General features: G+C 66.7%; 17 protein-coding genes and 2 pseudogenes. 6 read left to right on the forward strand and 13 right to left on the reverse strand.

The features are described 5' to 3' along the window. Nucleotides 1–10: 10 nt before the first annotated feature. On the forward strand, nt 11–3,136 hold the full coding sequence (locus MHZ91_RS16895; RefSeq protein ID WP_239214698.1) for a DUF6519 domain-containing protein: 3,126 nt from the start codon (nt 11–13) through the stop codon (nt 3,134–3,136). Nucleotides 3,137–3,147: 11 nt separating this feature from the next. On the opposite strand, the pseudogene MHZ91_RS28395 reads toward MHZ91_RS16895, so the two are convergent. Next, nucleotides 3,148–3,387: pseudogene (locus MHZ91_RS28395) on the reverse strand (YadA C-terminal domain-containing protein); the annotation flags it as partial. Between the two features lie 177 nt (nt 3,388–3,564). Next, a pseudogene (locus MHZ91_RS28400) lies at nt 3,565–4,746 on the reverse strand (hypothetical protein); the annotation flags it as partial. Between the two features lie 330 nt (nt 4,747–5,076). Between MHZ91_RS28400 and MHZ91_RS16905 the strand changes: the two are divergent. The 3 genes from MHZ91_RS16905 to MHZ91_RS16915 all read left to right on the forward strand — a co-directional run bounded on the left by MHZ91_RS16905 (nt 5,077) and on the right by MHZ91_RS16915 (nt 8,798). Beyond that, nucleotides 5,077–6,297, forward strand: coding sequence for an MFS transporter (locus MHZ91_RS16905; protein ID WP_239214700.1), 1,221 nt, complete (start codon nt 5,077–5,079; stop codon nt 6,295–6,297). Nucleotides 6,298–6,468: 171 nt separating this feature from the next. Next, nucleotides 6,469–8,550 carry a PIG-L family deacetylase gene (locus tag MHZ91_RS16910; protein ID WP_175122701.1) on the forward strand — a complete coding sequence of 694 codons (2,082 nt, stop codon included), beginning with the start codon at nt 6,469–6,471 and terminating at the stop codon, nt 8,548–8,550. Between the two features lie 71 nt (nt 8,551–8,621). Continuing rightward, a complete protein-coding gene (locus tag MHZ91_RS16915) occupies nt 8,622–8,798 on the forward strand; it encodes a DUF3606 domain-containing protein (protein WP_175122700.1) in 177 nt (58 codons plus the stop codon). A 315-nt stretch (nt 8,799–9,113) separates the two neighbouring features. Here the strand turns inward: MHZ91_RS16915 and MHZ91_RS16920 are convergent, their stop codons facing one another. Next, nucleotides 9,114–9,899 carry an enoyl-CoA hydratase gene (locus tag MHZ91_RS16920; protein ID WP_175122699.1) on the reverse strand — a complete coding sequence of 262 codons (786 nt, stop codon included), beginning with the start codon at nt 9,897–9,899 and terminating at the stop codon, nt 9,114–9,116. Nucleotides 9,900–10,040: 141 nt separating this feature from the next. On the opposite strand from MHZ91_RS16920, the gene MHZ91_RS16925 reads away from it, so the two are divergent. Beyond that, entirely contained in the window at nt 10,041–10,655 is a 615-nt protein-coding gene (locus MHZ91_RS16925; protein WP_175122698.1) for an ATP-binding cassette domain-containing protein, read from the forward strand. A gap of 21 nt (nt 10,656–10,676) precedes the next feature. Here MHZ91_RS16925 and MHZ91_RS16930 read toward each other — a convergent pair whose 3' ends face one another. The 5 genes from MHZ91_RS16930 to MHZ91_RS16950 all read right to left on the reverse strand — a co-directional run bounded on the left by MHZ91_RS16930 (nt 10,677) and on the right by MHZ91_RS16950 (nt 18,185). Then, nucleotides 10,677–11,453 (reverse strand): hypothetical protein, encoded by a 777-nt coding sequence (locus MHZ91_RS16930; RefSeq protein WP_175122697.1) that lies wholly within the window; start codon nt 11,451–11,453, stop codon nt 10,677–10,679. A gap of 85 nt (nt 11,454–11,538) precedes the next feature. After that, nucleotides 11,539–12,993 (reverse strand): DUF1254 domain-containing protein, encoded by a 1,455-nt coding sequence (locus tag MHZ91_RS16935; RefSeq protein ID WP_239214702.1) that lies wholly within the window; start codon nt 12,991–12,993, stop codon nt 11,539–11,541. A 454-nt stretch (nt 12,994–13,447) separates the two neighbouring features. Beyond that, nucleotides 13,448–14,647: a PepSY domain-containing protein gene (locus MHZ91_RS16940; protein ID WP_239214704.1), complete on the reverse strand. Its 1,200-nt coding sequence runs from the start codon at nt 14,645–14,647 to the stop codon at nt 13,448–13,450. Then, nucleotides 14,647–16,809, reverse strand: coding sequence for a TonB-dependent siderophore receptor (locus MHZ91_RS16945; RefSeq protein ID WP_239214706.1), 2,163 nt, complete (start codon nt 16,807–16,809; stop codon nt 14,647–14,649). The genes MHZ91_RS16940 and MHZ91_RS16945 overlap by 1 nt, the downstream gene beginning before the upstream one ends. Before the next feature lie 365 nt (nt 16,810–17,174). After that, on the reverse strand, nt 17,175–18,185 hold the full coding sequence (locus MHZ91_RS16950) for a hypothetical protein (protein ID WP_239214708.1): 1,011 nt from the start codon (nt 18,183–18,185) through the stop codon (nt 17,175–17,177). A gap of 371 nt (nt 18,186–18,556) precedes the next feature. Here MHZ91_RS16950 and MHZ91_RS16955 point away from each other — a divergent pair, with 371 nt between their 5' ends. Continuing rightward, nucleotides 18,557–19,603, forward strand: coding sequence for a hypothetical protein (locus tag MHZ91_RS16955; RefSeq protein WP_239214709.1), 1,047 nt, complete (start codon nt 18,557–18,559; stop codon nt 19,601–19,603). Between the two features lie 9 nt (nt 19,604–19,612). Here the strand turns inward: MHZ91_RS16955 and MHZ91_RS16960 are convergent, their stop codons facing one another. The 5 genes from MHZ91_RS16960 to paoA form a co-directional block, all read right to left on the reverse strand. Beyond that, a complete protein-coding gene (locus MHZ91_RS16960; protein WP_239214710.1) occupies nt 19,613–20,659 on the reverse strand; it encodes a hypothetical protein in 1,047 nt (348 codons plus the stop codon). Nucleotides 20,660–20,802: 143 nt separating this feature from the next. After that, the gene (locus MHZ91_RS16965; protein WP_239214711.1) at nt 20,803–21,252 is read right to left on the reverse strand and encodes a DUF6389 family protein; all 450 of its coding nucleotides are present in this window, start codon (nt 21,250–21,252) and stop codon (nt 20,803–20,805) included. A 30-nt stretch (nt 21,253–21,282) separates the two neighbouring features. Continuing rightward, entirely contained in the window at nt 21,283–23,484 is a 2,202-nt protein-coding gene (gene paoC / locus MHZ91_RS16970; RefSeq protein ID WP_239214713.1) for an aldehyde oxidoreductase molybdenum-binding subunit PaoC, read from the reverse strand. Nucleotides 23,485–23,488: 4 nt separating this feature from the next. Further along, complete coding sequence (locus tag MHZ91_RS16975) at nt 23,489–24,439, reverse strand: xanthine dehydrogenase family protein subunit M (protein WP_239214715.1); 951 nt, start codon at nt 24,437–24,439, stop codon at nt 23,489–23,491. Continuing rightward, nucleotides 24,436–25,071 carry an aldehyde dehydrogenase iron-sulfur subunit PaoA gene (paoA, locus tag MHZ91_RS16980; RefSeq protein ID WP_239214718.1) on the reverse strand — a complete coding sequence of 212 codons (636 nt, stop codon included), beginning with the start codon at nt 25,069–25,071 and terminating at the stop codon, nt 24,436–24,438. Before paoA ends, MHZ91_RS16975 begins: the two co-directional genes overlap by 4 nt. Nucleotides 25,072–25,143 lie beyond the last annotated feature (72 nt).

The following is a 25,143-nucleotide window of genomic DNA, read 5'->3' on the forward strand; positions in this document are numbered from 1 at the left end:
GAACAACACCATGAAAGCCGATCTCAGCCGCCTCACATTCGACCCCGCCCGGCGCTACCGGGCTGTCCGCATGCAGCAGGGCCGCGTGCAGATGGATTCGGACTGGAACGAGCAGCAGGACATCCTGAACCGCCGCATCGAAACCGAGACGGCAGACACGGTCGGCCGGGTGGGCGTGCCGCTGGCCGCGCCGGGCTTTGCGTTGGCGCCTGCCGGCAAAGACCTGTCGCTGTCGGCAGGCCGCCTGTATCTGGACGGCCTGTTGTGCGAAAACCCGCAGCCCGCCACCGTGGCCAAGCAGCCCGACATGCCGCCGACGGCATCGCCCGTGCTGCCGGCTGGCGCGTCCGTCCTGCCGCTGCCGCCGCCCGCCCTCACGCCGGCCGACATCGATGGCGTGGTTGTCTTCGGATCGAGCGGGCAAGCCGCGCCGCCGCCCGAGGGCATGTACCTGGCCTATCTGGAAGCGTGGCAGCGCCACCTGTGCACGCTCGACCTGCCGGCCGGCGACACCAGCATGCGCGAGGTCGCGCTGGGCGGCCCCGACACCGCCACCCGCGAAAAGACGGTGTGGCAGGTCAAGCTGATGCAGGTCGGCGCGCCCGACGCCGCCCTCACCTGCCTGTCGGCGCTGCCGGCGTGGGATGCGCTGATCGCCCCGCCCGATGCGCGCATGGCCGCGCGCGCCGAAGCCAGCGTGCCGCCCAAGACGCCGTGCCAGTTGCCGCCCGACGCCGGCTACCGTCTGCTGGAAAACCATCTCTACCGCATCGAGATCCACCAGGACGGCGCGGGCGCGGGCAAGGCGCGCTACAAGTGGTCGCGCGAAAACGGCAGCATCCTGTCGCGTGTGGTGCGCTGGCTGGACGACCCCGTGGCCAACGAATTTGAAGTTGCCAGCATCGGCCGCGACGACGTGCTGGCCATCACCGCGGGCTGCTGGGTCGAATTTCTGGATGACACGCACGAACTGCTGGGACAGCCGGGCCCGCTGGCGCAGGTGGTGCGCACCGACGGCAACACGGTCACCATCGATCCGGCCAGCCTGATCGGCCACGCGCTGGATGCGGCGCGCTTTCCGTCCAATCCGCGCGTGCGCCGTTGGGACGGCGTCGCGGAAATCACGCCCGCGCCCATCAACAGCGCCAACGCCGGCTGGGTGGAGCTGGAGCAGGACGGCGTCGAAATCAAGTTTTCCCCAGGCCGCCTGCGCGTGGGCGACTATTGGCTGATTCCCGCGCGCACCGCCACCGCCTCCATTGAATGGCCGCAGATGCCCGACGGCAAGCCCGCCTTCAACGCGCCCGCCGGGATCCTGCGGGCGTTTGCGCGGCTGGCCTTGCTGCGCTGGCAGGGCGGCGCGTGGACCGCCATCAGCGACTGCCGCCCGCTCTTTCCCGCGTTGACGGAACTGACCCAGCTTTACTACGCGGGCGGCGACGGGCAGAGCGTCAAGCCCAATCCCGCCATGACGCCGGATGTCGTGCCGCTGCCTTCCGAGTTGCGCGCGGGTGTGGCCAACGGCAGCCTGCCGGTGGCGGGCGCCGTCGTGCGCTTTACGGTGGACGCCGGCCGCCTGCCCAATGGCACGGCCACGCAGGACGTGGGGACCGGCGCCGACGGCGTGGCGTCCGTCGCCTGGTCCCTTGCCTGCGATGCCGCCCGCCCCGTGCAACGCGCCACGGCGCAACTGCTGCGCGCGGGCCAGCCCGCGCCTGATCGCTACCTGCCGCTGCGCTACACGGCAACCCTGGCGCTGGCGTCCGAGGTGGCCTACGACCCGCGCAACTGCGCGGACCTGCTCGCGGAACAAGCCTATTCGGTGCAAAAAGCCCTGGATGCGCTGTGCCGGCGCACGCACGGCGGCGGCTGCTGCCTTACCGTCGGCCCGGCGGGCGATTTCCCGACGCTGGACAACGCGCTGCGCACGCTCATCGGACAGGACCGCATGGACATCTCCCTGTGCCTGACGCCCGGCGAACACAAGCTGGACGATGACCTCATCATCAAGGGGCCGCGCGTGCGCCTGATGCTCCATGGGTGCGGCCCGGCCAGCCGGCTGATGCTGGATGAACGCATGTTCAGCCTGGACGGCTTTGCCAGCGTGTCCATCGCCGACCTGGTGATCACGCGGCGCGGCCAACCGGCGGCGATCGCTTTCAACCAATGCGCCGACCTGCGGCTGTCGCGCGTCGACTGCGCGGGGCCGGCCGGGCCCGGCAACAGCCTGGTGCGGGTCGACGGCAGCCGGCGCGTGCACATCGAGACCTGCCGTCTTTATGCCGCCGGCCGCGGCAACGCCGAACGCCTCGACCAGCTCTTCACGCGCGCCCCGACGCTGGCCGCGTTAAAGCGCGCGCTTTCCTCCGAGGCAGTGCTGGACGATGACGACGATCGCGCCGCCTCGGCACTATCGCGCCAACCCCTGGACGCGCGCAAGGCGATGACCACCGAGATCGCCGCGCTGCTGCGCGCCGGCGCCGCAGGAAACGCGTTGACGATGACGCCGCGCATCCAGTCGGCCCTGACGACGCTGGCCACGCAGCTGGGCCGCGAAACGCCAGCGGCCAAGCGCCTGCGCCCCGCCATCGCCGCGCTTGCCGCCGCGCTGCTGGCCGATCCGATGTCCTGCGCGCTGGCGCTGCTGGACAACGACGCCGACACCACTGTGCGCGACAACCGACTGCGCGGCGGCATCGCGCTCTTTGCGGAATCAGGAGATTTTCCGGAACTGACGACGGATCAGTTGAAGCTGTTGGGCGGCGGCATCCGCACGGGCAAGATGGTGCCCGAAGGCGACGGCACGCTGACGCTGCAAAGCAACCACCTTTCCAGCCTGCGGCTCGGCGCTGAAGCGGCGCGCGCCATGCTGACCATCATCCAGACGGGCGGCGAATTCGCCGCGTGGCGCTGCCTGCGCGCCGCCGACAACGCGCTGGAGGCCTACAGCCACTTCCCGGCATTCGACGCCGCCGTCACCGGCAACAACCTCTTGACCAACGGCGACGCGGGCGCCCTCATCGCCACGCAGGCCAAGGTGATCGGCAACTTCGCGCACAACGATTTCCGGTTGTTTGTGTCAGGCGCGAATCCGGAAGTGCTGGCGAACGGCGGGTTGAATGTCGTGACGGTGTGATCCCGCGGCCATCACCACTGCATCGACGCGCCGATCCCGGCCGTGGGCCCGCCGGAGGCCATGCCCACGCCGGCCTTGAGCTTGACGCGGTCGTTCACACGTGCCGACGCGCCCACTGCAACGGCCTGGTAGCCGCGATACGTGGCCGCACCGACGCCCAGCGCAAACCGCTTGCCCGGATCGACTTCCGGCACCATGGTCAGCGCCGTGGTGGCCGCGATGCCCGAATAGGCGTTGCGCGCAACGTCGTCGATGGCGCGGTTGGTCTGGTCGATGCGGTTGTCCAGACGGGCCAGGCCTTCGCGGTTGCGTTGCACGGTGGTGTCCAGCGAACCGAGCGCGTCGCCGACGTTGTAGTACGTCTGGCCATTAAGCAGATACGCCGGGCCGGTGACGGCGCCCGTGGCCGTGTCGATGTGCGCACCGCCGCCCAGGCCGGCCACCACGGGGTTCAGTTGACCCACATTCACGGCATCGGTGCTTTGCGTGCCGGCCGCCACATTGGTGACCTGGCGTTCGGCGCCTTGCGCGCCGACAGACACGGTGTTGGCGCGGTCGGCCACCGAACCCGCGCCCAGCGCCACACTGTTGGCCGCTGCCGCCGATGCATTGGCGCCGACGGCCACGCCGTTGGACGCGGTGACCGTCGCGTTGGCCCCGACCGCCGCGCCCATCGTGCCTGCGCCCGCTGCCGCGTTGTCGCTGCCATCGCCCGCGCCGTCGACGCTGACGTACGCATTGGCGGCATTCAGTTGGCCGACCTGTTGCGTAAGGGCGTAGAGCTGGCTGCCATTGACGGCGTCCGTACTGGTTGCCGAGATGACGCCGTTGGCGACGCCGGTGACGGTGCGCGTGCCGTCAGTGCCCGTCATGTCGATGACATTGCCGCCCGAGGAGGCAGCCACGGTAATGGCGCCCGTGACCGCATCCTGCCGGACCAGGCCGACGGCGCCGTTGTTGAGGTTGGTGGTCAGCGTGTTCAGGGTTGCCGTGTTCTGCGCCACCGACCCGCCCAAGGTTGTGATGGCCGCGCTGTTGGACTGCACTTGCTGGTTGGTGGCGTAAAGCTGCGATCCATTCACCGCCTCCTGACTGGTGGACGACAGTACACCCACGCCGACCTGGGTGATCCGGTTGCCGTTCATGTTGACGCCGTTCAGCATCGAGATGCCGTTTTCGCCCTTCAGTTCCAGCGTGCCATCGCCGTAGCCAGTGATTCGGGCCGTCGAACCGGCAAGTCCCGTCCCCCCGTTATTGCTCTGGTCGTTGTTCAGCGAGAATGCCTCCTGGGAGGCACAGGATACCCACGTCGCGGGTCCGGCGTTGAAGTCGTATTCATACCCCGTCGAAGTGGTTACGTTGCACAGCTGTAGCTCTCCGCCTAGCGCGTGGGCAACCGAGACCAGACCGAGATTGCCCACGCCGCCTAGTAGAAAAGCCGCGGCGGATGCGGCCAGGCGCTCCTTTCGCGGCTTGCGGAGAATTCGGCCAACTGCGGACTCGGCAGGTGCCGTTGCCGTGCACCTATTCAAGGTTGCGTTGCTTGCGTTTCTTTCTGCCTTGCAGACGGTTGCCTTTACGTTGCGAACGGTTGAAATGATGAGGTCCATAGCGTGTCCACCCCGCGCCGATGCGCGTTCGTTGTCGAAAAAGGTCCGTTCAAGCAATTCACCTGATTGATTGAGGGAGAGGTTTTCTCTCTCAAACTACCGACCGTCCGACCACGTAACCATCGAAGCTTTTTTATTGTTGGGGCCTGCAAACGAACAAATATCAAGAAGCGCGAAGGTCATCGCGCGGGCGCCACGGCACGTTGCGCCCTGCCGCGGCTCACATCCAGTGACGACGGCAAGACAACCCGACATGCAAATGACAGGTTCGGCCCTCTACAATGCCCCTGTTGCATCGCAGCATTCCGCAATCCTCTCCTTCCAGTCTTCATGTCCCATCCCATTTCCGCGCAGCACCGGCCCGCCCTGGTGCTGCTGGCGCTAGCCATCGGCAGCTTCGCGATCGGCACCACCGAATTCGCGACGATGAGCCTGCTTCCCTACTTCTCGCAGTCGCTGGGCATTGACGCCCCCACCGCCGGCCATGTGATCAGCGCGTACGCGCTGGGTGTGGTGGTGGGCGCGCCCATCCTTGCTGTGCTGGGCGCCCGCATGCCGCGCCGCCGGCTGCTGATCGCACTGATGGGCCTGTTCGCCATCGGCAATGGTCTGAGCGCCATCGCCCCCAACTACCACTGGATGCTGTTCTTCCGCTTCCTGAGCGGCTTGCCGCATGGCGCCTACTTCGGCATCGCCTCGCTGGTGGCCAGTTCCATGGTGCCCGCCAACCGGCGGACCGTGGCCGTGGGCCGCGTGTTCCTGGGCCTGACCGTCGCCACCATCGTCGGCGTGCCGCTGGCCAACTGGCTGGGTCAGGTCATCGGCTGGCGCTGGAGCTTCGGCCTGGTGTCGCTGCTGGCGGTGCTGACCATGCTGAGCGTGCGCGCCTATGCCCCGGACACGGCCGCCGATCCGCACGCCAGCCCGCTGCGCGAAATGAGCGCGCTGGGCCGCGGCCAGGTGTGGATCACACTGGCCATCGGCGCGGTCGGGTTCGGCGGGCTGTTCTCCATTTACACCTACCTGGCGGACACGCTGACCGCCGTCACGCAGGTCTCTCCCGCCACGGTGCCGCTGGTGCTGAGCGCCTTCGGCGTCGGCCTGACGGTGGGCAACATGGTCGTGCCCGTGTTTGCCGATCGCGCCGTCATGCGCACGGCCGGCCTGTTGCTGCTGTGGTCTGCCGTGGTGCTGGCCCTGTTTCCGTTCATGGCGCACAACGTGTGGCTGATCACGCTGAACGTGTTTCTCGTGGGCGTGGGCGGCGCGCTGGGCACCGTGTTGCAGACGCGCCTGATGGACGTGTCGGGCGACGCGCAGGGGCTGGCCGCGGCACTCAACCATTCCGCGTTCAACACCGCCAACGCGCTCGGGCCGTTCCTGGGCGGACTCGCGATTGCCGCCGGGTTCGGATGGACGTCGACCGGCTGGGTCGGCAGCCTGCTCGCCATCGCCAGCATGCCGTTGTGGCTGTGGGCGGTGATGCTGGAACGCCGGACGCGCTCGGCGCGGGCGGACAAGCTGGTGGTCAGCACCGAATCGGCGCGTTGAATGAATGGGGGACGCCATTCGGACGTCCCCATTTATCGCATTGCAAAACGTCGGCCCCACGCCACACCGGGCAAGCGCCTATTGCAGCCCGCAGCCGCGCCGCAGCTATACTTTCCGCACTCTTTACCACCCACAAGACGCGCTGCACCTCCAACATGCAGCGCTTTTTTTATGCCCGTTTTTACTGCCCTGCTGCGCCCGCTGTGCCAGGCGCTTTGCTGCCTGGCCGCGGCCCTCTTCTCCACCCACGCCTTGGCCGCGCCACCGACGCTGGCCGAATGCCACGGCATCAAGGATCTGGCCTTCGTTGCCCATCTGGATGATGACCTGCTCTTCATGAATCCGGACGTCGCCTCGAACATCGAGGCCGGCGGCTGCGTGCGCCTGGTCTACCTGACCGCCAGCGACGCTGGCGAAGGCGAAGGTTACATGCTGGGTCGCGAGCGGGGCGTGCGCGCCGCTTACGCCTACATGGCGCATCAGCCCGACGCATGGAAGGAAGACACCGGCATCGTCGCGGGCCGCCAGATTGCGCGCTTCACGCTGACCGGCAACCCGCGCGTGCAGCTGTGGCACATGCGCCTGAAGGATCCCTGGCTGGGCAAAGGCTGGGGCAGCCTGACGCCGCTGAGCCGCACGGAGTCCGAACCCAACCAAAGCGTGGACACGCTGGGCCCGCACGCCGAGGTCTACACGCGCGAGCAGCTTGTGGACACGCTGGCCGAAATGATCCGCCAGTACGGCCCCACCACCGTACGGCACCTGGACGACACGATCAGCGTGCCGTACACCCAGCTGTGCTGGCGCTGCGCGGGCCACGGCCACCCCGACCACATCGCCAGCGCCCGGCTGGCGCGCGAAGCCATGCTGCGGGCGCCCGGCAACTATGCCGAGACCGGCTATATCGATTACCCCAGCCAGGAACGCGCCACCAATCTGGCCGAGTCGGAAATCGCCAGCAAGTCGGTGATCTTCCAGCACTACGCCTGGAACGACTACCACTATTGCGCCGGCCCCAAGGGCTGCCAGGAACCCGCCGGGCCTGCAGCCGCGTGGGTGCAGCGCGCCTACTACGTATCCCGGCACGACGTTGCCCCGCAGGTTTACCCCGACGGACGCGGCGGACTCGTCGTGTTTGCCGCGGGCGAGACCAACGCCGCCGTGAACAGCTGGGATTCCGGCGAAAAGCGCTGGCACAGCCTGGGCGGCCGGACCACCGGCCCCGTGGTGTCGTTTGCCCACGCCGACGGCACGGCCGGCCTGATGGCGCGCGACCCGCTGGGCGGCGTCTGGGCCAACAAACAGCGCCATGACGGCACCTGGCAGGGGTGGCAGGCGCTCGGCGGCCTGCGCGTCACGCAGATCCCCGCCGTCGCGCCGCGCGGCGAGGCCGCCGCCGTCGCGCTGGGTTATGACGGCGTGCTGCACTGGATCACGCCGTCCGGCATCGATGGCAGCTGGAGCACCTGGCAGGCGCTGCCGCCGCTGGAAGGCGCATCGGGCTCACCGGCCGCGGCGCGCGGTTCGGATGGACGTTACGTCGTGTTTGCGATCGCCGCCAAAGGCGAACTCTTCTATACCCGCCAGCTCCCGGCCGCCAAGGGCCAACGGTCGGAATGGCAAGGCTGGCGCCGCGTCGCCGCGCCGGAAGCGGCCGGCGGACTGGCCGCCATCCGCAACCACGAAGACCGCGTCGAGCTTTACTTCCGCCAGCGCGCCAACAACCACCTGACCAAGCTGGTCGAAGCCGGCGACACCACCGACCTGAACATGGACTGGAGCGCGCCGGCCGACTTGGGCGTGCCCTACATCGGCCGCCCCGCCATCCACGCCGACAACGCCGGCAACGTCGTGCTCGCGATACTGGAGCGCGCGGGCGGACAGCTCTGGCTGCTTGAACACGGCAAGCTCGGCAAGCTGGACGCCGAAGCCGCATCGCCACCCGCCATCAGCCTGGTCGACGGCACGCTGTATCTGGTTGCACGCGCCGCCGGCGCACCGCAGCGCTATCAGGTGCTGTCGCGCCAACGTGGCGTCTGGGCTGCCAACCTGACGCTGGACGGCGTTCCGGCCAGCGGCGGCGGTCCGTTCACGGCCGTGGCCGCGCGGCCGGCCGACCTGCCCAATCTGGGCGCCGCCAGCGCAAACAAGGCCGTCGTGGTCCGGCCATCCACGGCTGAACCGGCTGCGCTGACGGTCGAGCGCATGCCCGCCCAGACCTCGCGCGTGGCGACGCCGACCCGCGTGCAATGACAAAAAAGCCCGCTGGGCGCGGGCATGACGCTTGCTGACCTCCGGGGCGTCTCAACCCGGAGGATAGAAACATGTCAGACGACCTGAGCAAACGCGGTCCCCAGGACCGTTCCCGAATCAATGTCAACGAAACGCATGAACTGCGCTACTGGACCCAGGCGCTCGGCGTCAGCGAAGCCCAATTGCGCGACGCCGTGAAAGCGGTCGGGCCATCCGCCACGGCCGTGCGCGAGCATCTCCGGAAGTGATCTGAGGCAGGCCCCGTTTGCGGGGCTTGTCATTGCGTACCCGTCTTCCCGATCGCTGAAGACGCCATTTCAACGTGCTCGCCCCCCACCTCCAGGCAATGAGTCATTGCGGTCTTTACGCACGTGCGATAGCAGGTCAGACAGCTATCGATACAGCATTCCATTTCGTTCGTTTCGGCAATCATGTCGGCTCCTTGTGCCGTGACATCCTTGAACGTCAGCACATGGCGTTCCTGTCTGAATGCGCGAAACCCTCTTGCGCACGCACCGCGGCGCGCGTCCTGCGGGGCCGGTTGCAGCGCACCGTCTTCTTGCCTAGCGATGCCGTTTGCGCGCCAGAAACGGCGCCATGCACCGGCGCGGCTCGTCGGTGGTGAAGGCTTCACCAAAGGCCTCGACGCTACGGTCCAAACCGGCCTGGATCGACGATTCCGCCCAGTAACGCAGCAAGGCCTTCTGCGACCGCACGGCGCGCGGGCCGCTGGCGGCAATCGGCGCCACGGTCCGTTCAACCAGCGCGTCCAGCCCTCCGGGCTCGCATAGGAACTCCAGAAACCCCCAATCTCGCGCCTGCACCGCATCCACCGTCTCGCCGGTAAGCAGCAGCCAATTGGTCCGGCCCTGGCCGATCAGCGCAGGCAACAACAGCGCATGGATCACCGAGGGAATCCCGACGCGCACCTCCGGCATGCCAAACACGCCGTCCGCCGATCCCAGCCGGATGTCGCAGGCAGCCGCCAGCTCCATACCGGCGCCCAGGCAAAAGCCCGGCAACCGGGCAATGGTCGGCACGGGAATGTCCGCCACCGCATCGCAGAGGTCGCGCAGCCGCGTGATGAAGGCACGTGCGCCGGGCGGGTCCAGCTCGGCCATTTCATGAATATTTGCCCCACCCACGAAGGCCTTCTCGCCCGTCCCGCGGATCACCACGGCGCGCGCGTCATCCTGCGCCGCGATCCAGCGCGCCGCCTCGGTCAGGCTCAGTGTGACGGCCGACGCCAGGATGTTCAGGCTCTTGGCATCGTGGATCTGCAGGGTATAGACGCCGCGTGCGTCGCGCGTTACGACGGCATGGGTGAATTCAGGAATGGGCGCAGTCATGAAGTCTCCGGTTTTTTGGCGGGTAGCCGCCGATGCTAACGGCCGGGTCCGGACACGACAACCCATGGCCTGCTCGACCCGATCGAATACGGCCTCGCCTTCCAGTGGCCGCGGAACGCGTTCCTCTCGTACACTTGCCGCATGCTACGCATCGACAATCTCAGCAAGCGCTACGGCGACTACATCGTGTTCCAGGGACTGACGCATACCTTTGCGCCAGGCTGCGTGGCGCTGTGCGAAGAAGACAGCACCGGCAAGTCCAGCCTGCTGAACATCATCGCCGGCGCCCTCGCGCCGGACGGCGGCGACGTGCACATCGACGGCCACTCGCTGCGCGACGCGCCGCAAGTTGCGCAGTCCCGCCTGGCCTGGGTGCCGGACAATTGCATGGCGTTTCCCGAGCAGACGGGACGCGGCCTGCTGGAACAGGCGGCCCAAGCCAAAGGCGTGACGCTGGACGACTCGATATGGGAACTGGCCCGCCAGCTTGGTCTTGAGCCGCATCTGGACAAGCGTTTCGAGCAGATGTCCACCGGCACGCGTCGCAAGATCTACCTGACCGCCGCCGCGCTGGGCAATCCGGCGGTCGTCGTGGCCGACGGCCCCAGCAACGGGCTGGACGCCCAGGCGCGCGGCGTGCTGGCTGAGGTGTTCAAGCGCTGGGCGCAAGACCGCGTCGTGCTGTTTGCCAGCCACGACCCTGAACTGGTGCAGGCCTGCGGCGCCACCACCGTCAACGTGGCCGACCTGCGCTGAACCCACTGCGGAACACGTCGTTCAAAAACGGATCGTCACCCCCGCGATCGGCCCCTGCAACACCACGTCGTACTTGAAGCCGTTGCGTTCGTAGTCCACGCCCATCGCGCGGTATCCCACTGTGGCCGACACCGACTTGTTGAAGTTGTAGCCCACGCCAAGCCCCAGGTCCCAGTCCGCCTGCGCGCCCCCTGCCCCGATCATGCCCCAGCCCGTCAGATAGGCCCTGGAATGAAAGTTGTAGGTGCCGCGAACGCCCACCATGGCGTCCACCCACGTCGCGCTGTCGCTGTGCTTTGTGCCCCGTGTCAGCGGACCATTGAACCTGATGCTGTTGTCCACCGACCAGACCCGCAGGCCGCCTACCACGTCCAGGCTGTGCTCTGACCTGTCCAGCACGGAATAGCCCGCGCCGATCATGCCCGTGAACGACTCGTTCTTCACGTCCGCGCTGTCGGCCAGAATTCCCCGCGGCGTGTCGCCTTGCGCGCCGACCTTCACGTACAGCAGGTCGCCAAAGATGCTGTACCGGCCTTTGCGCGCATCGCCCATCAGCATGGCCGCGAAATCCAGGTTGTCGAAGATCTTGTCGAAGCTCGCATCGACGTCGACGGGCGGTAGCCGCCGATGCGTGATCTTCCCGGATAGCGCCGGCGCCCATAAATACGGCGACACCGAAAACTTCCATTCGTCGGAAACTGCTGCGTCGACGGCGGGTGCCGTCTGCGGCTCGGCCGCGAACGCGGTTCCGGCATGCAGCGCGGTGCATGCCGCACAGGCAAAGACGTACATTTTCATCGCGTGTCCTCCGGCCCGAAGGCGTATGCAGACAGGCGGGCCGCACCCCGGAAGGTCCTGGGCGCGCCCTGCCGCCATGACCGCGTCAGCTCACGCGCCGCACCGGCGGCACCGTCCACGAGCCATTGATGATGGAAGGATCGCTTTCGTTCGGCCAATACAGACGCATCATCAGAATGAACCGGCCCTTGGGAGCCGGCAGCCAGTTCGACTCCATCTCCGGACCCGGCGATTCGTTCTGGATCAGCAGATCAATCGACCCATCGGGCTTGCGCTTGAGCGGCTGGCGCTCGCTGATGGAATAGCGGTTCAGCGGGTTATCGACGAAGAAGTAATTCTGGTCATACATGGTCAGCGACCAGAACCCCGACACCGGCGGCGTCAGCCCCTTGCGGAAGGTCAGCACGTACTTTTCCGAGCCGTTGTATTCGCGCTGGATGGCGCCATTGGCCGAGCGCAACGAGGTCGGATAGACCGCGTCCTGCGGGCGGTTCGCGCCCAGCCCGATCGCGGTGATAAGCGCACGCTGCAGATAGTTGGTGCCGTAGATGCCGGTCTTGGTCGTGAAGCCCCATCCATCGATGTGCTGGATGTCGCCATCGTTGGACCGGAAGTGCGCCATGATGCGTGCGAAGCCGGTTTCCGGCACACGCTTGGCAAAATCGGCGGGCAATTTGGACTTGTCGAAATCCTGGCCCGGCACGATGCCGATCGTCGCCAGTTTCTCGACCATGGGCGCGTCGGCCACCGTCGGCGGATTGCGCTTGAGCAGTTGCGCGAACAGCGAGAAATACTCGGCCGCATCCATGTTGTTGACCTGGTCGCGCACCGGCGTTTTCATGTCGATGGCCGAATCGACCTTGCCCTGCGGCGCCTTCCAGTCCTTGCCCCAGCCGCTCAGCGGCGCGATCTTCACCTGGTCCTGCAGCTTGTGCACTTCAGCGTAGTCTTCGGGCGTGCCCGTGCAATAGATGCGGCCCAGCAGCCAGACGATGCTAGTCGGCGACTTGTACTGCTTCATGCCCTGCGGCACCGTTCCTTCCCAGCCCGGCCCCGTCACGATGAAGGTCTGCGCGCCCGTGCCAGTCGTGCGCTTGCCGGGCACGTCGAACACGGTCGTCCAGCCGTCCAGCAGCGGAAACAGCGCGTAGCGGCCGTTCAGGTCGGGCAGGCTGACGACCCAGGGTTCGTCGCCCACATCAAAAAACGCCGTGGTGTACAGCGTGTCGGCGTTTGGCGCCGTCACGTCGCGGAACTTGGCGTCCGGGTACTGACGCAACTTGATGAGTTGGCCCATCGGCGCGCGCGTGCCCTTGGGTTCGGCGACGTTGGTGATCACCCGGCGGGTCATCTCCATGGTCACCAGCGGGTAGGCGTAGATGTAGGCGTCGGTGGCCAGGACGAAACGGTCATCGGCTTCAGGCAGATTGGCGACCAGCCCTTCCGAGGCGGCGGCCGAGGCCCGGAAGGCCGGCCCCAGCGATCCTGCAGCCAGCAGGGCCAATCCCCCTGCGTTCAGTTTGCGGCGAGTTAGCTTCATTGTTGTCGCTCCTAATGGATGTGTTTGGCGAAGTTCACTGAGGGGACTTCCAACATGCACGACGATGTTTTTTCTAGCTAATGCGCGTTCGGTGTCGATGTGGCGGGCACGCTCCGTGGATCAAGGTCAGTGGAAACGAGGGGAAAGGGACGACAGTGCGCCGCCGCAAAACGAGGCGGCGGTATGGAGCGGCGCGAACGGGGATAGACGGCGTGTGCGTGAGGCGCACCGGCCTGCACGAAGGAGGTGGACGTCCAAGAATGGGCTCCCTGACAAAGACAGAGAAAACGCACCACTGAACACTTTCTGCTGCGGACCATCCATACGGCCGACTCGCACAACGGCAAATCGGCCTTGGTCAATCTATGCGCAGTTTTTCAGCCACTCAAGTAGCCGGAATGACTACGACCATCCGACATTGGTAGCAATCCGGCCAGCTGGGGCGTCGCCCTGGTCAGCCGCGCCCCGCACGCTGGTCCGAGACTTCCCGCGACCGCCGCTTCTTCCACCAGATCACCACGCCGGTTACGCTCAGCATCGCAACGACCAGCCCCAGCGCGCAGACCACGATCCGGCCGGCAAGCCCGCCGATCTGGCCGCTGTGCAGCGGAAACTGCATCTGCGTGAAGACGTCGGCCGCGGTGCCGTGGCCGGGTTGCGTCACCCCCACCCGCGCGCCGGTGTGCGCGTCGTAGTACAGCATGGGCGATCCCAGGCCTTGCCCCCGGTCGTGATGCGACGGCCACAGCAGCGCCAGGTACAAGCCCAGTTCGCTGAAGTGGCTGACGCCGCTTACGCGCTGCGGCCACCCCTGCGCCTCAGCATACGCGTTGGCGCGGGCGCGAACGGCGTCAAAGCCCACTACGGACAGCGCATCGCACCCCGCGGCCGGCGTGCTGGCCGTGGGAATCGGCGTCAGCGTCGACACGGCCGACAAGGCCGGCCGGAACAATTCTTCGCGCAGGTTCAGGTAGGCGCTGCTCAGCGCCAGCAGCACCAGCGCCAGCCATAGCCACAATCCAAAGGCGCGATGCAGGTCCAGGTTCAGCCGGTACGCTCCCGCGCCGCGCTTGATAAGCCATGCGGGCTTCCATTTCGCCATGCGCAGCCCGCCGCGCGGCAACGTCAGGTAAACGCCCACAAAGCTGTCCACCAGCCAGATCAGCGCGATGCCGCCCATGAACCACCACCCCCACAAGCCCGGCACATACAGGCTGTGATGGATCTGCAGCATGAACGGGACGAAGCTTTCGGCCTGCAGGCAACAGGCCCGGCGCGAACGCTTGCCCTGGATCTCACCGGTGCCCGGGTCGACGTACACCTCGTCATAGCTCAGCGGCGGACGTCCGGCCCGCGCCGACACGAACGCCAGCGCCGTGCGGCCGGGCGTGCCATCGTGCGTCACGTAGTCGACACGCAGCGCGGGATCCGATGCCTCGATGCGCGCCGCCAGCGCATCAAAGCCCAGCGGCGGCGCAGTGGAACGCGCCTGGTGAAAACCGGGATTGAGCCACGCGTCGATGTCGTGGCCAAACGCCAGGATGCTGCCGGTCAGCCCCGCCACCGTCAGGAACAGCGCGGTCAGCAGACCGGCGTAGCGGTGCAGCCAGACCCAGGTCTGGCGCTCTCCCAGCCAATGCCGGCCTGCGGCCATCAGAAGTCGACGCTGGCCGACAGCATGTACGTGCGCGGTGCGGCGGACGTGACCATCTGGTACGCGGGCGACGAATCCCAGTAGCGGCGGTTGAACACGTTCTCCACAGCCGCCCGGAACACCACGTTGCGGTCGGCGATGCGGGTTGCATAGCGTGCGCCCACGTCGAAACGCGTCCAGGCCGGCACGGTTGCGTTGTTGTCCGCATCCCACGGGATGGAAGAGGTGTAGATCATGCGCGCTGTCGCGGTCAGCCCGGGGACCTGCGCGATGTCGTATTCCGCGCCCAGCTTGACCGACCACGTCGGCACGCCCGACGCCTTGGCGCCGTTGAATTCACCGCCCGGGGTTTCGGTCAGAATGGCACGCGTCCACGCCACGCCGCCCAGCAGCCGCAGGCCGCGCGCAGCCTCGCCAGCGACGGACAATTCCAGCCCGCGATTGCGCTGCTCGCCCGCCAGGCGATACACGTTGTCCGCGCCCAGGAACCCGCTGGGCCGCTTGATCTGGAAGGCGCTCAGCGACGTGAAGAACGTGCCCCAGTCCATCTTGGCGCCCACTTCAAACTGCTTGGATACGAACGGTTCGAACACCTCTCCCGCGTTCACCGCGGTGGCCGGCGCCACGGCGCCCTGCGCCAGCGCCTCGACGTAGTTGGTGTAGAGGGAAAGCTTGTCGGTCGGCTTGACGACCAGGCCTACCGCCGGCGTGTTGGCGCTGCGGGTGTAGTTGGACTGCCACACGCCGGTATTCCAGACATAGGAATTCACGTCGATCTTCTGATGGCGCATGCCCAGCGTCAGCAGCACGCGCTCGTCCAGCATCGACAGCGTGTCGGTGATGGCGTAGCTGCGCAACGTCATGTCGTTCTGCGGCACCATCGTGCCGTTCAGGCTGAAGTTGTCGGGCTCCGACAGGCTGGTCGGGTGATAGATGTTGCTGAACTCGTTCCACGACGACTGCGGCTGATAGCCGCTGACCTTCGAGTCGTAGTCGGTCACGGCCAGCACGGCGCTGTGCTTGATGGGGCCGGTGTCGAACTGGATGCGCGTGTTCAACTCGCCGCTGCGCGTCTTGTTGCGTTCCTTCAGCCCGAACGCCGTGAAATCCAGGTCGCCGGCGTCGTTGATGATGACGCCCCACGGCGAATTGGCCTTGCGCGTCGTCTCGGCCAGACCGAACGCGCCGCCGATGCTCCAGTTGCGGGTCAGGTCGTACTCGGCGCGCACCATGGCGAACGCATAATCCTTGTCCTGGTACGACCACGACGGATACGGATTGATGTCGCCGCGCGGCGCCGACGGCGGAAACGCGGTCGTGACGAAATAATTGTTCCGCGCGCCGCTGACCTTCTGGTTGCTGGCGCCCAGATCCGCGCTGGCGCGCAGCCGGTCACCACGGTAGTCCAGCCCCAGCGTCACGTTCGAGGCGCGCGGCTTCTCGTTGTCGACCGACCCTACTCCGTCGCGATAGGCCGCGTTCAGCCGCACGCCAAACTTGTTGTCCTGGCCGAAGCGCCGGCCGATGTCCACGTTGGCGCCCAGGTTGGCGTCGCCCACATAGCTGGTCGTAAAACGCGTCAGCGGCGTGTCGTCCGCCCGCTTGGGCACCAGGTTGATCGCGCCGCCCGCCGTGCCGCGCGGCGCGCTGCCGTTGAGCAGCGTGCTCGGCCCCTTGAGAACTTCGATGCGCTCCAAGCCTTCAAGCTGCACGCCTTCGGAATTGGCGATGCCGTACAGGCCGTTGAAACCGATCTCCGCGCGGTTGACGACAAAGCCGCGGATATTGAAGTTGTCGAAGAACCATGGCCCCGCACTGACGACGCCGGGATCGTTCGCCATCACGTCCGCCAGGCTGCGCGCCTGCTGGTTCAACACCAGTTCCGACGTGTACGCCGTCACGTTGAATGGCGTGCTCATCATGTCCACATTGCCCAGCATGCCCAACCGCGCGCCGCGCGCGATCTGGCCGCCCGCGTAGACCGGCGGCATTTCATCCGGCTTGTTCTCGCTGGCGCCCGTCACGGTGACGGCGGGCAATTGGGGCACCGGCGGATTGGCGCCGGACGACTGCGCGAAGGCGGAGGGGCCGAAAGCGGTGGGCGCGCCCAGGGCGGCGGACAAGGCGATCGCAAGCTTGCGGCGACGGGTGGGGACAGGCATGCAGTGCTCCAGGTTCTGTACGAAGGACGGCGGGCGCGGCGGACGTTCGTCGGGTCGACCTGTCGATGCGTCGTCGCTCGAGGAATGCGCTTGGGTGATGCTGTCAACGCTGGTTTTTATTGTCTTTATGCGCCGGCCCGCCGGCGTACCGAAACATTCCGCCGAAGCCGAAACGCCCGCTGCATTGGTACGTAGACCGGAGATCCGCACGAACGGCGTGACCGCCCGCACAGATGTGTCCGAGTATAACTAAGAATCAAACTCATTCAATATGAAATTTTCGCGATTCGCTTATGCGCGAAAACGGATGCCCTGCGGTGCCACGGCACTTGGCCAGCGGCCCGCAGCTTGTGGACCGATCCGGCCTACTTCCGGTTGCCCAGCGACAGCGGCACGCCCCACACCGGATCCTGCATGCCCTGCTTGCCCAACGGCGTGATCTGCATCGGCTTGAGCTTGGCCAGCAGCTCACGCTGCGCGTCGGTCAGGTTCGTGCGCTGCGCGAAGTACTTCTGCGCGAAGTCCATCGGCGCCGGCCACGTGTACACCGTGAAGTCCTCCAGCGGGCATTCGATCATCTTCGGATCGACTGCGCGGCACGCGGACTGCTTGAACTTGTAGCTGGGCGTCCTCATGTGCATGCGCTGGCTCAGCACCAGGTCGCCGCCCTTGAGCGTGAAGCTGGCCAGCGCCAGCTTGGGCACCACGCGCGACTGCACCTTGATGGCGGGGATGTCGCGCGAAGTGGTGTCTTCGTAGTAGCCGGCACGCGATCCGGGCGTGGTCTCGGTGACCTGCTGTTCGCCCCAGGCCACGCAGGCGCCGGATGCGCGGTGCACGGCCGTGCAGACCTTTTCGGTTCGCGTCTGGCTGCCCGTCGTGCCTTCGTGCCAGTTGGTCTCTTTGTAGAACTCGCGATACAGCTCCGGCGACAGATAGGTGGTGCCGTTGGCGCCACGGCCCGAGCCCACCGCGCCGGCGCGCGCGCCGATGTCGTCCAGCTTGGCATTGAGTTTGTAGTCGTCCCCGCCCGTCAGCAGGTACTTGCCAGGCGGCAGGATGTGGACCTCGAAGGCCTTGAACAGGTACGTCGTGTCCTTGTCGCGTTGCAGCGAGTTGTTCTGGAACTTGCGCCCGAACGTGATGCGCGGATCGGGCTCGAACATCCAGACGGTATTGCCGGTCCACGTCGTCATCTTCATGGCGTCCTTCAACGTGGCGTGCGGCATCAGGTCCGCAACCAACACCACCGCCATGCCGTCCTTCATCGCCTCGCCGATCAGATCGACCAGTTGCCCATAACGCTTGTCGTCTGCGGTGCCCGCGCCGTTCGAATCCGGGATCGTGACGCAGCCCGACAGGGTCAGGGCGAGCATCAGGGCACAAAGAGCAAGTCGCGGGCGCGGCAGGGACATGGGATCGATCCTCGGTGGAAATGGACTGGAGCAATGTGCGCGCATCCTACCGGGTTGCATCCGGATCGCAACATCCGGTTTGCCAGCTGAAACACATGGTGGCAGGCCAGAACGATGCGTCTTGGCGAGACTACGGGGCGCGCGGTGCCCGGCCCGTCGTAAAACGTTGTTGCGAATGTTTCGCTTCCCTGGGCGGGGACTGGATATCCCACCGGCTTGTACGCCATCAACGCGCACTGCAGCGAAAGCCGTGCCACCGTGGCCCGGTTCGTTACACTCGCGCTCTTTGCAGCCGAGCGGCGCCCGCCCGGGCGCCGGCCACCAAAGTCCCGATGACAAACACAAGAAAGCGGCTGACGGCAATTGCGTGCCTGTTCACCGCATTGCTGGGCGCCTGCACCGGCAAAGGCCCGATACGCGACGTCGAACGCACGATCACGGACCACTACGGCGCCGACCTGCACATCGTCAGCATGCGTCCGCTGCGACCGTCCGCGCCGCTGGCCCCCTGGAACGGCATATACGGCATCTACCTGCAGGACCGCATCGACACCGAGCAATTCATGGTGCGGCTGGGACCGGACGAGGAGCTGGCCACGCTGACCGGCCGCATCGACGCCGCGCGCCAGGAAAAAGACCGGCACATGGCGCGGCAAAAGGCGGCGTTGGCGCAATTGCAGGCGCTGGGTCTGCAGGGCGACGCGTTCTCGTTGCAGGCGACGTCCATCTACGGCAGCGCACGCTGGAGGGTGGCGGTCTTTGCGGATATGGATGCGTTGCGCCAGGACGGCGCCATGCTGGACGACGCGGCGTGGCGGGCGCTGGGCCGCATTGCGCACGCCGGTCTTGCCCCGGAACCGACGATCAGCCTGCTCCCCGCAGCGCAACGCGCCGAGTATCGGGCAGTGCTCGACAAGGGCTATCACGGGCGGATCGAGTTCATCGGCGGCGAGCCGGCAACCGTCCTGCAAAGCCTGGAAGACGGGGCCGACGCATGGTGGATGGTCGATGCCGCCGCCCTGCCCGCGCCGCATATCGTGACTGAGCGGCAACCGAGCCTGCGCGAGGCCTGCTATACGGCCATCGCCACGCTGCGCGCCGACAATCACTTCAAGGCGCGCCACGGCATCTATGTGCAGCCGCGCATGAACGTGTTGCAGACGTATCGCATCGCAGACCGGTTGCGCGACGCCGGTCTGCGCCAAGGCCACACGGCCTACGCCGTGCTGGACCGCGTCGACGGGCGCACTGTGCTGCGCGGCATCGTCGCGGAAGATGCACCGCACGGCCCCGATGCCTACGCCATCGACGCCGTGTACGCGTACGAATTCGCCTTCGCCACCGGCAAGCTGCAGCTACGCCGCCTGCCGGCGGGATGACGACAGGCTTTAGTTGTCAGCGCGCACGAATAGCGCCAGGCGATTCCAGTAATCAACCCCGAGCAGCAAGCGGTCACCCAGCGGCTTGAGGACGAAGTCCCCGCGCTGGTTGTGCTGCATCTTGATCAGGCCGCCTTCCCGGCGCGCCTTCATGGTCAGCGATCCGTCGTCCTTGACCACGCCATCCGCCCCGAAGACCAGTTTGCGCAACGTGCCGATCGGACGCTTGAAGGTGCCCTGCGGCAGTTGTGCCGGCGCGGCCTGCGCCAACGCCTCGGTGGTCAGCGGCGCCAGGCTGTCGGCCAGCGTGCACGCATCGGGACTGGCGATCGGCGCCGCGCACGCATGTTCCAGCATGGGCCGGGCATCCAGGTATCGGCCCGCGGTCCAGGCTTCTTCGGCCGCCAGCGTGCACGTGCTGGCGGAGATGCCCTTCAGGCACGCGGCCTGCAGCGTCTTGTGCGCCGCCTCGCCCAGCGGCGCGGGCTGGCCGCCTTCGCCGGGTTCCAGCCCGCCGGCTTCGCGCCAGGCGTCCGGCAGTTTCTTGCACACGAACGGCAGGCCGCTTGCGCACATGCTTTCCAGTTCCTTGACGGACGTCTCGTTGTACGCGTCCAGGCATTCCATCATGCCCGCCTTCCAGCACAGCGGCCAGACCTTGGTCTGCGGCAGTTCCGTGGGCGCGGCGCACGGCGCGGGCGTCTTCAGCACGTAGACCTGTTCAAAGCCCACGTCGATCGACTTGCCGTCCGGGGCAAGCTTGTATTCATCGTCCAGGCCGAGGTCCAGGTTATAGAAGCCCAGCTTGCCGTTTTCGATTTTGTAGTAAAGCAGCTCGGGACCGTTCAGCGCACTCTTGCGGATGAGGTTGGAACTCAGCACCCGCATCTGGCCCCTTCCGCCGTCGTACTCGTACAGTCCGCACTGAAGCGGCGCGGAAGACTGCGCGTGCGCGGCCGGCGCAAGCAGCGCCGCCAGCAGAAGAACAGGCAACACCGCGCAAAGACGATGGAGCGATTGCGCGATGCGGCTGCGCAAGCGGGAATGACGGTACATGAGTGATCAAGCCTTTTAATGATTCGAGACGCGCGGCATGGCCGCGCGCCGGGCGGTCTGCGCCCGCCGGCATTCTAAATAGGCTTGATGTCACGCCGGCGAAAAACGGCCGGACTGTTTGATCTGGGTTGAACGAAAGCCGCTTATGTCCCCGGCAATGCGCGCGGCAGATCCGTACCGTAATCGTCTTGGGCATACACCATCGCCGGCACTGGCGATACGAGACGGCTGCCCTGCTCCCACAACGATTCAACCCAATCGGCCGCCACGTCGGCGATCGCGTCTTGCACGCAGAACGCCGGCTCGCTGGAGAACATGGGCACCGGCGGCTCCAACCCCTTTTCGCCGTGCACGACGTCAAAGAGATCGCGGAACCCTTCGATGGCCTTGTTCAGCACATACAGATCCGGCCCTTCCAGGCCGATCACCACCGAAAAAGTCCCCTCGCCGCCCTGGTCGGGAAAGATGCCGAACTGGATTTCGCGCGCCTTCTCGGGCAATCGCGCAAACATGCCGGCCAGCGTGCGCAAGGCGGCCGCCGTGTGCGCGTCCAGGATGCGGCGCAGCGCGTCTTGATAGTCGTGTTTTGTCATCGCGCCAGCATAGCGCACGGCGGCAACGCATCACGCATCAGACGGCATCTGCGCCAACAGCTTGTCCAGTGTCACGGGATAATCCCGCACGCGCACGCCGGTCGCGTTGTACACCGCATTGGCAATCGCCGCCGCCACGCCGCACAGGCCCAGTTCTCCGACGCCCTTGGCCTTCATGGGCGATGACACCGGATCGTCTTCGTCCAGAAAGATGACCTCCTGACGCGGAATGTCGGCATGGACGGGGACCTCGTAGCTTGCCAGGTCGTGATTCACGAAGAATCCCGCGCGATGGTCAACCGCCAGCTCCTCCATCAACGCCGCGCCCATGCCCATGGTCATCGCGCCAATGACCTGGCTGCGCGCCGTTTTGGGATTGAGTATGCGGCCTGCGGCGCAGACCGCCAGCATGCGGCGCACGCGGGTCTCGCCGGTGGCGGCGTCCACGGCCACTTCCACGAAGTGCGCGCCGAACGTGGACTGCTGGAATTTCTTGTCCAGGTCGCCGAACTCGATGGCGTCTTCACCGATGAGCTCGCCGCCCGACACCGCGCGCGTCAGGGGCGCGCTGCGTCCGCTGGCATCCGTGACCGCGCCGTTGGCGAATACCGCGCCCTGCGCGTCGAATCCCAATCGCTCCACGATCAGCGTCCGCAGTTTTTCGCAGGCGGCATACACGCCCGCCGTGGAACTGTTCGCGCCCCACTGCCCGCCCGAGCCCGCGGATACGGGAAAGGCCGAATCGCCTAGCCGCACCACCACGCGGGACAGCGGCACGCCCAGCATCTCGGCGGCGGTCTGCGCAATGATGGTGTAGCTGCCCGTTCCGATGTCGGTCATGTCGGTTTCGACGATGACGCGCCCCGCCGCGTCCAGCCGCACGCGCGCGGCCGACTTGGTCACCAGGTTGTTGCGAAAGGCGCTGGCCACGCCCAGCCCGATGAGCCAACGCCCTTCGCGCCGCGCGCCGGGCTTGGGGTCGCGTTTATCCCAGCCGAAATGCCGGGCGCCGGTCTGCAGGCATTCGACGAAACGCCGCTGGGAGAACGGCCGCGACGGATCGGTGGGATCCACCTGCGTGTCGTTGAGCACGCGAAATTGCACGGGGTCCATGTCCAGCGCCTGCGCCATCTCGTCGATGGCAATTTCCAGCGCCATCATGCCGGGCGCCTCGCCGGGTGCGCGCATCGCATTGCCTTCAGGCAGATCCAGCGTCATCAGGTTCAGCGCGGTGCGCTGGTTGGCGCCGGCGTACAGCAGCTTGGTCTGCTGCACGGCCTCTTCGGGCTGGCCGTCCGGCAGGTCGCCGGACCAGCTCTCGTGCGAGATCGCCGTCAGCTTGCCGTCGCGCCCAGCGCCCAGCCGAATGCGCTGGATCGTGGCGGGCCGGTGCGTCGTGTTGTTGATGATCAGCGGACGCGGCAACGCCACCTTGACCGGCCTGCCGGCCGCTCGGGCGCCCAGCGCAGCCAGCAAGGCGTCCGCCCGCACGAACAGCTTGCCGCCGAAGCCGCCGCCGATGTAGGGCGAGATCAGGCGCACATTCTCCTTCGGAATGCCCAGCGTCCGGGCCACATCGGACCGCCCCCAGGCGATCATCTGGTTGGACGTCCATATCGTGAGCTTGTCGCCCTTCCAGACTGCAAGCGAGGCGTGCGGCTCCATCATCGCGTGCGATTGGTCGGGCGTGGTGTAGGTGTGATCGACCGTGACCGGCGCCGCGGCGAACGCAGCGTCGAAGTCGCCCGCGTCCGTTTTCGGGATGTGCTTGCCGGATGCGCCGTGGTCCCGCTTCTGCGCTGCCAGATCGAACGCGCCTTGCCCCCGCGCGTATTGCACACGAACCAGTTTGGCGGCCGCGCGGGCCTGCTCGAACGTGTTGGCCACCACCAACGCAATCGCCTGGTGATAGTGCTGAATGTCCGGACCGCCCAGCAGCGTGGCCGTGTTCATCTTGCCCTTGCCCAGCTTGCCGGCATTCTGCGCGGTCACGATGGCCAGTACACCCGGCGCCCGGCTCGCAAGCTCGGTATCGATGGCCGTGATGGCGCCCTTGGCAATCCCCGCGCCCACCACGTAGCCGACCGCGGGATTCGGCGCGATGTCGTGGTGCTCGTACGCGTAAGGGGCCTGGCCGCTGGTCTTGAGCGGTCCATCGATGCGATCGACGGGCTGGCCCACGACCTTGAGCTGATCGATCGGGTTCTGTGTCGCGGGAGTATCGAATTTCATGAGTTCACGCCCTCGCTTCCATCAAGACCGAACCGAGCGCGCGGCGCGCCAGCGTCAGCTTGAAACCGTTATCCGGCGTCGGCTTGGCGCCGGACAGCAGCGCATCGGTCACGCGCGCCGCGCCGTCCGGCAAATGCGCTTCTGCCGCTTCGCTGCGCCAGGGCTGCGGCGCCACGCCGCCCAGCGCCACCCTGCCGGTGCCATCGTCTTGCACGACGGCGGCCACCGCCACCAGCGCGAAGGCGAACGACGCGCGATCACGCACCTTGCGGTAGAGGTGTTTGCCGCCCAACGGTTTGGGCAGCACCACCGCGGTGATCAGTTCCCCGGCCGCCAGATGGGTCTCGATATGCGGCGTGCCGTCCGGCGGGCGATAGAAATCGGCGATGGGAATCACCCGCCGCGTGGCGTCGGGACGCACCGTCTCGATCTTCGCGTCCAGGAGGCGCATGGCCACAGCCATGTCGCTGGGATGCGTGGCGATGCAGGCGTCGCTGGCGCCGATCACCGCCAACTGGCGCGACACGCCGCCGATTGCGGAACAGCCGCTGCCGGGCACGCGCTTGTTGCAGGGTTGGTTGGTGTCGTAGAAATACGGGCAGCGCGTGCGTTGCAGCAGATTGCCGGCGGTCGTGGCGCGGTTGCGGATCTGCCCCGACGCGCCAGCCAGCAGCGCGCGCGCCAGCACCGCGTAATCGCGCCGCACCACGTCGTGGGCGGCAAGGTCCGCATTGCGCACCACGGCGCCGATGCGCAACCCGCCGTCGCCCGTGGGTTCGATGCGGTCCAGACCCAGGCCGTTGACATCGACCAGGTGGACGGGCGTTTCGACTTCAATTTTCATCAGGTCAAGCAGATTGGTGCCGCCTGCAATGAACCGCGCCCGCGGCTCGCGTGCCGCGCTGGCAGCAGCTTCGGCATCGGTGCCGGGACGCTCGTACGTGAACGATCTCATGCCTTGCCCTCCGCGACGTCTTCGATGGCGTCCAGAATGTTGGAATACGCCCCGCAACGGCAGATGTTGCCGCTCATGCGTTCGCGGATCTCCTCGGGCGTCAGCAACGGGCGCTCGGTCAACGAGGCGGTGACATGGCTGGGCATCCCGCTTGCGGCCTCGTCCAGCATGCCGACCGCAGAGCAGATCTGCCCCGGCGTGCAGTAACCGCACTGGTAACCGTCATGCTTGACGAACGCGGACTGCAGCGGATGCAGCGCGCCCGGCGTGCCCAGCCCTTCGATGGTCGTGATCTGCTGGCCGTCGTGCATGACGGCCAGCGTCAAACAGGCATTGATCCGCCTGCCATCCAGCAGCACCGTACAGGCGCCACACTGGCCATGATCGCAGCCCTTCTTGGTGCCGGTCATGTGCAGGTGCTCGCGCAGCGCGTCCAGCAGGCTGGTGCGCACATCCAGCGCCAATTCATGCGTGCGGCCGTTCACCTGCAGCGTGACCGTGGTGGTCAGGTTGTGCGCCGGCGCGGCGCTTTGGGCTGCGGACATGGTTGTTGTCCCGAGTGCGGTGGCTGAAGCGGCGCCCGCCTTGAGCAGATTGCGCCGCGAAATCTTGATATCGATGGAATTTTCCAAGGCTGGAACTCCTTTGAGCATTCGGCGGGCCGCAGCTCGCCTTCAGCGCGCGCTATCAGCAAACCGTGTTCC

The sequence above is a fragment of the Achromobacter sp. ACRQX genome, from assembly GCF_022346505.1.
GTDB classification, from domain to species: domain Bacteria; phylum Pseudomonadota; class Gammaproteobacteria; order Burkholderiales; family Burkholderiaceae_B; genus Achromobacter; species Achromobacter animicus.

What these genes read in the sequence shown, in the direction of transcription:
- MHZ91_RS16895 (WP_239214698.1), top strand. Translation starts at nt 11, where the DNA reads ATGAAAGCCGATCTCAGCCGCCTCACATTCGACCCCGCCCGGCGCTAC.
- MHZ91_RS16905 (WP_239214700.1), top strand. Translation starts at nt 5,077, where the DNA reads ATGTCCCATCCCATTTCCGCGCAGCACCGGCCCGCCCTGGTGCTGCTG.
- MHZ91_RS16910 (WP_175122701.1), top strand. Translation starts at nt 6,469, where the DNA reads ATGCCCGTTTTTACTGCCCTGCTGCGCCCGCTGTGCCAGGCGCTTTGC.
- MHZ91_RS16915 (WP_175122700.1), top strand. Translation starts at nt 8,622, where the DNA reads ATGTCAGACGACCTGAGCAAACGCGGTCCCCAGGACCGTTCCCGAATC.
- MHZ91_RS16920 (WP_175122699.1), bottom strand. Translation starts at nt 9,899, where the DNA reads ATGACTGCGCCCATTCCTGAATTCACCCATGCCGTCGTAACGCGCGAC.
- MHZ91_RS16925 (WP_175122698.1), top strand. Translation starts at nt 10,041, where the DNA reads ATGCTACGCATCGACAATCTCAGCAAGCGCTACGGCGACTACATCGTG.
- MHZ91_RS16930 (WP_175122697.1), bottom strand. Translation starts at nt 11,453, where the DNA reads ATGAAAATGTACGTCTTTGCCTGTGCGGCATGCACCGCGCTGCATGCC.
- MHZ91_RS16935 (WP_239214702.1), bottom strand. Translation starts at nt 12,993, where the DNA reads ATGAAGCTAACTCGCCGCAAACTGAACGCAGGGGGATTGGCCCTGCTG.
- MHZ91_RS16940 (WP_239214704.1), bottom strand. Translation starts at nt 14,647, where the DNA reads ATGGCCGCAGGCCGGCATTGGCTGGGAGAGCGCCAGACCTGGGTCTGG.
- MHZ91_RS16945 (WP_239214706.1), bottom strand. Translation starts at nt 16,809, where the DNA reads ATGCCTGTCCCCACCCGTCGCCGCAAGCTTGCGATCGCCTTGTCCGCC.
- MHZ91_RS16950 (WP_239214708.1), bottom strand. Translation starts at nt 18,185, where the DNA reads ATGCTCGCCCTGACCCTGTCGGGCTGCGTCACGATCCCGGATTCGAAC.
- MHZ91_RS16955 (WP_239214709.1), top strand. Translation starts at nt 18,557, where the DNA reads ATGACAAACACAAGAAAGCGGCTGACGGCAATTGCGTGCCTGTTCACC.
- MHZ91_RS16960 (WP_239214710.1), bottom strand. Translation starts at nt 20,659, where the DNA reads ATGTACCGTCATTCCCGCTTGCGCAGCCGCATCGCGCAATCGCTCCAT.
- MHZ91_RS16965 (WP_239214711.1), bottom strand. Translation starts at nt 21,252, where the DNA reads ATGACAAAACACGACTATCAAGACGCGCTGCGCCGCATCCTGGACGCG.
- paoC (WP_239214713.1), bottom strand. Translation starts at nt 23,484, where the DNA reads ATGAAATTCGATACTCCCGCGACACAGAACCCGATCGATCAGCTCAAG.
- MHZ91_RS16975 (WP_239214715.1), bottom strand. Translation starts at nt 24,439, where the DNA reads ATGAGATCGTTCACGTACGAGCGTCCCGGCACCGATGCCGAAGCTGCT.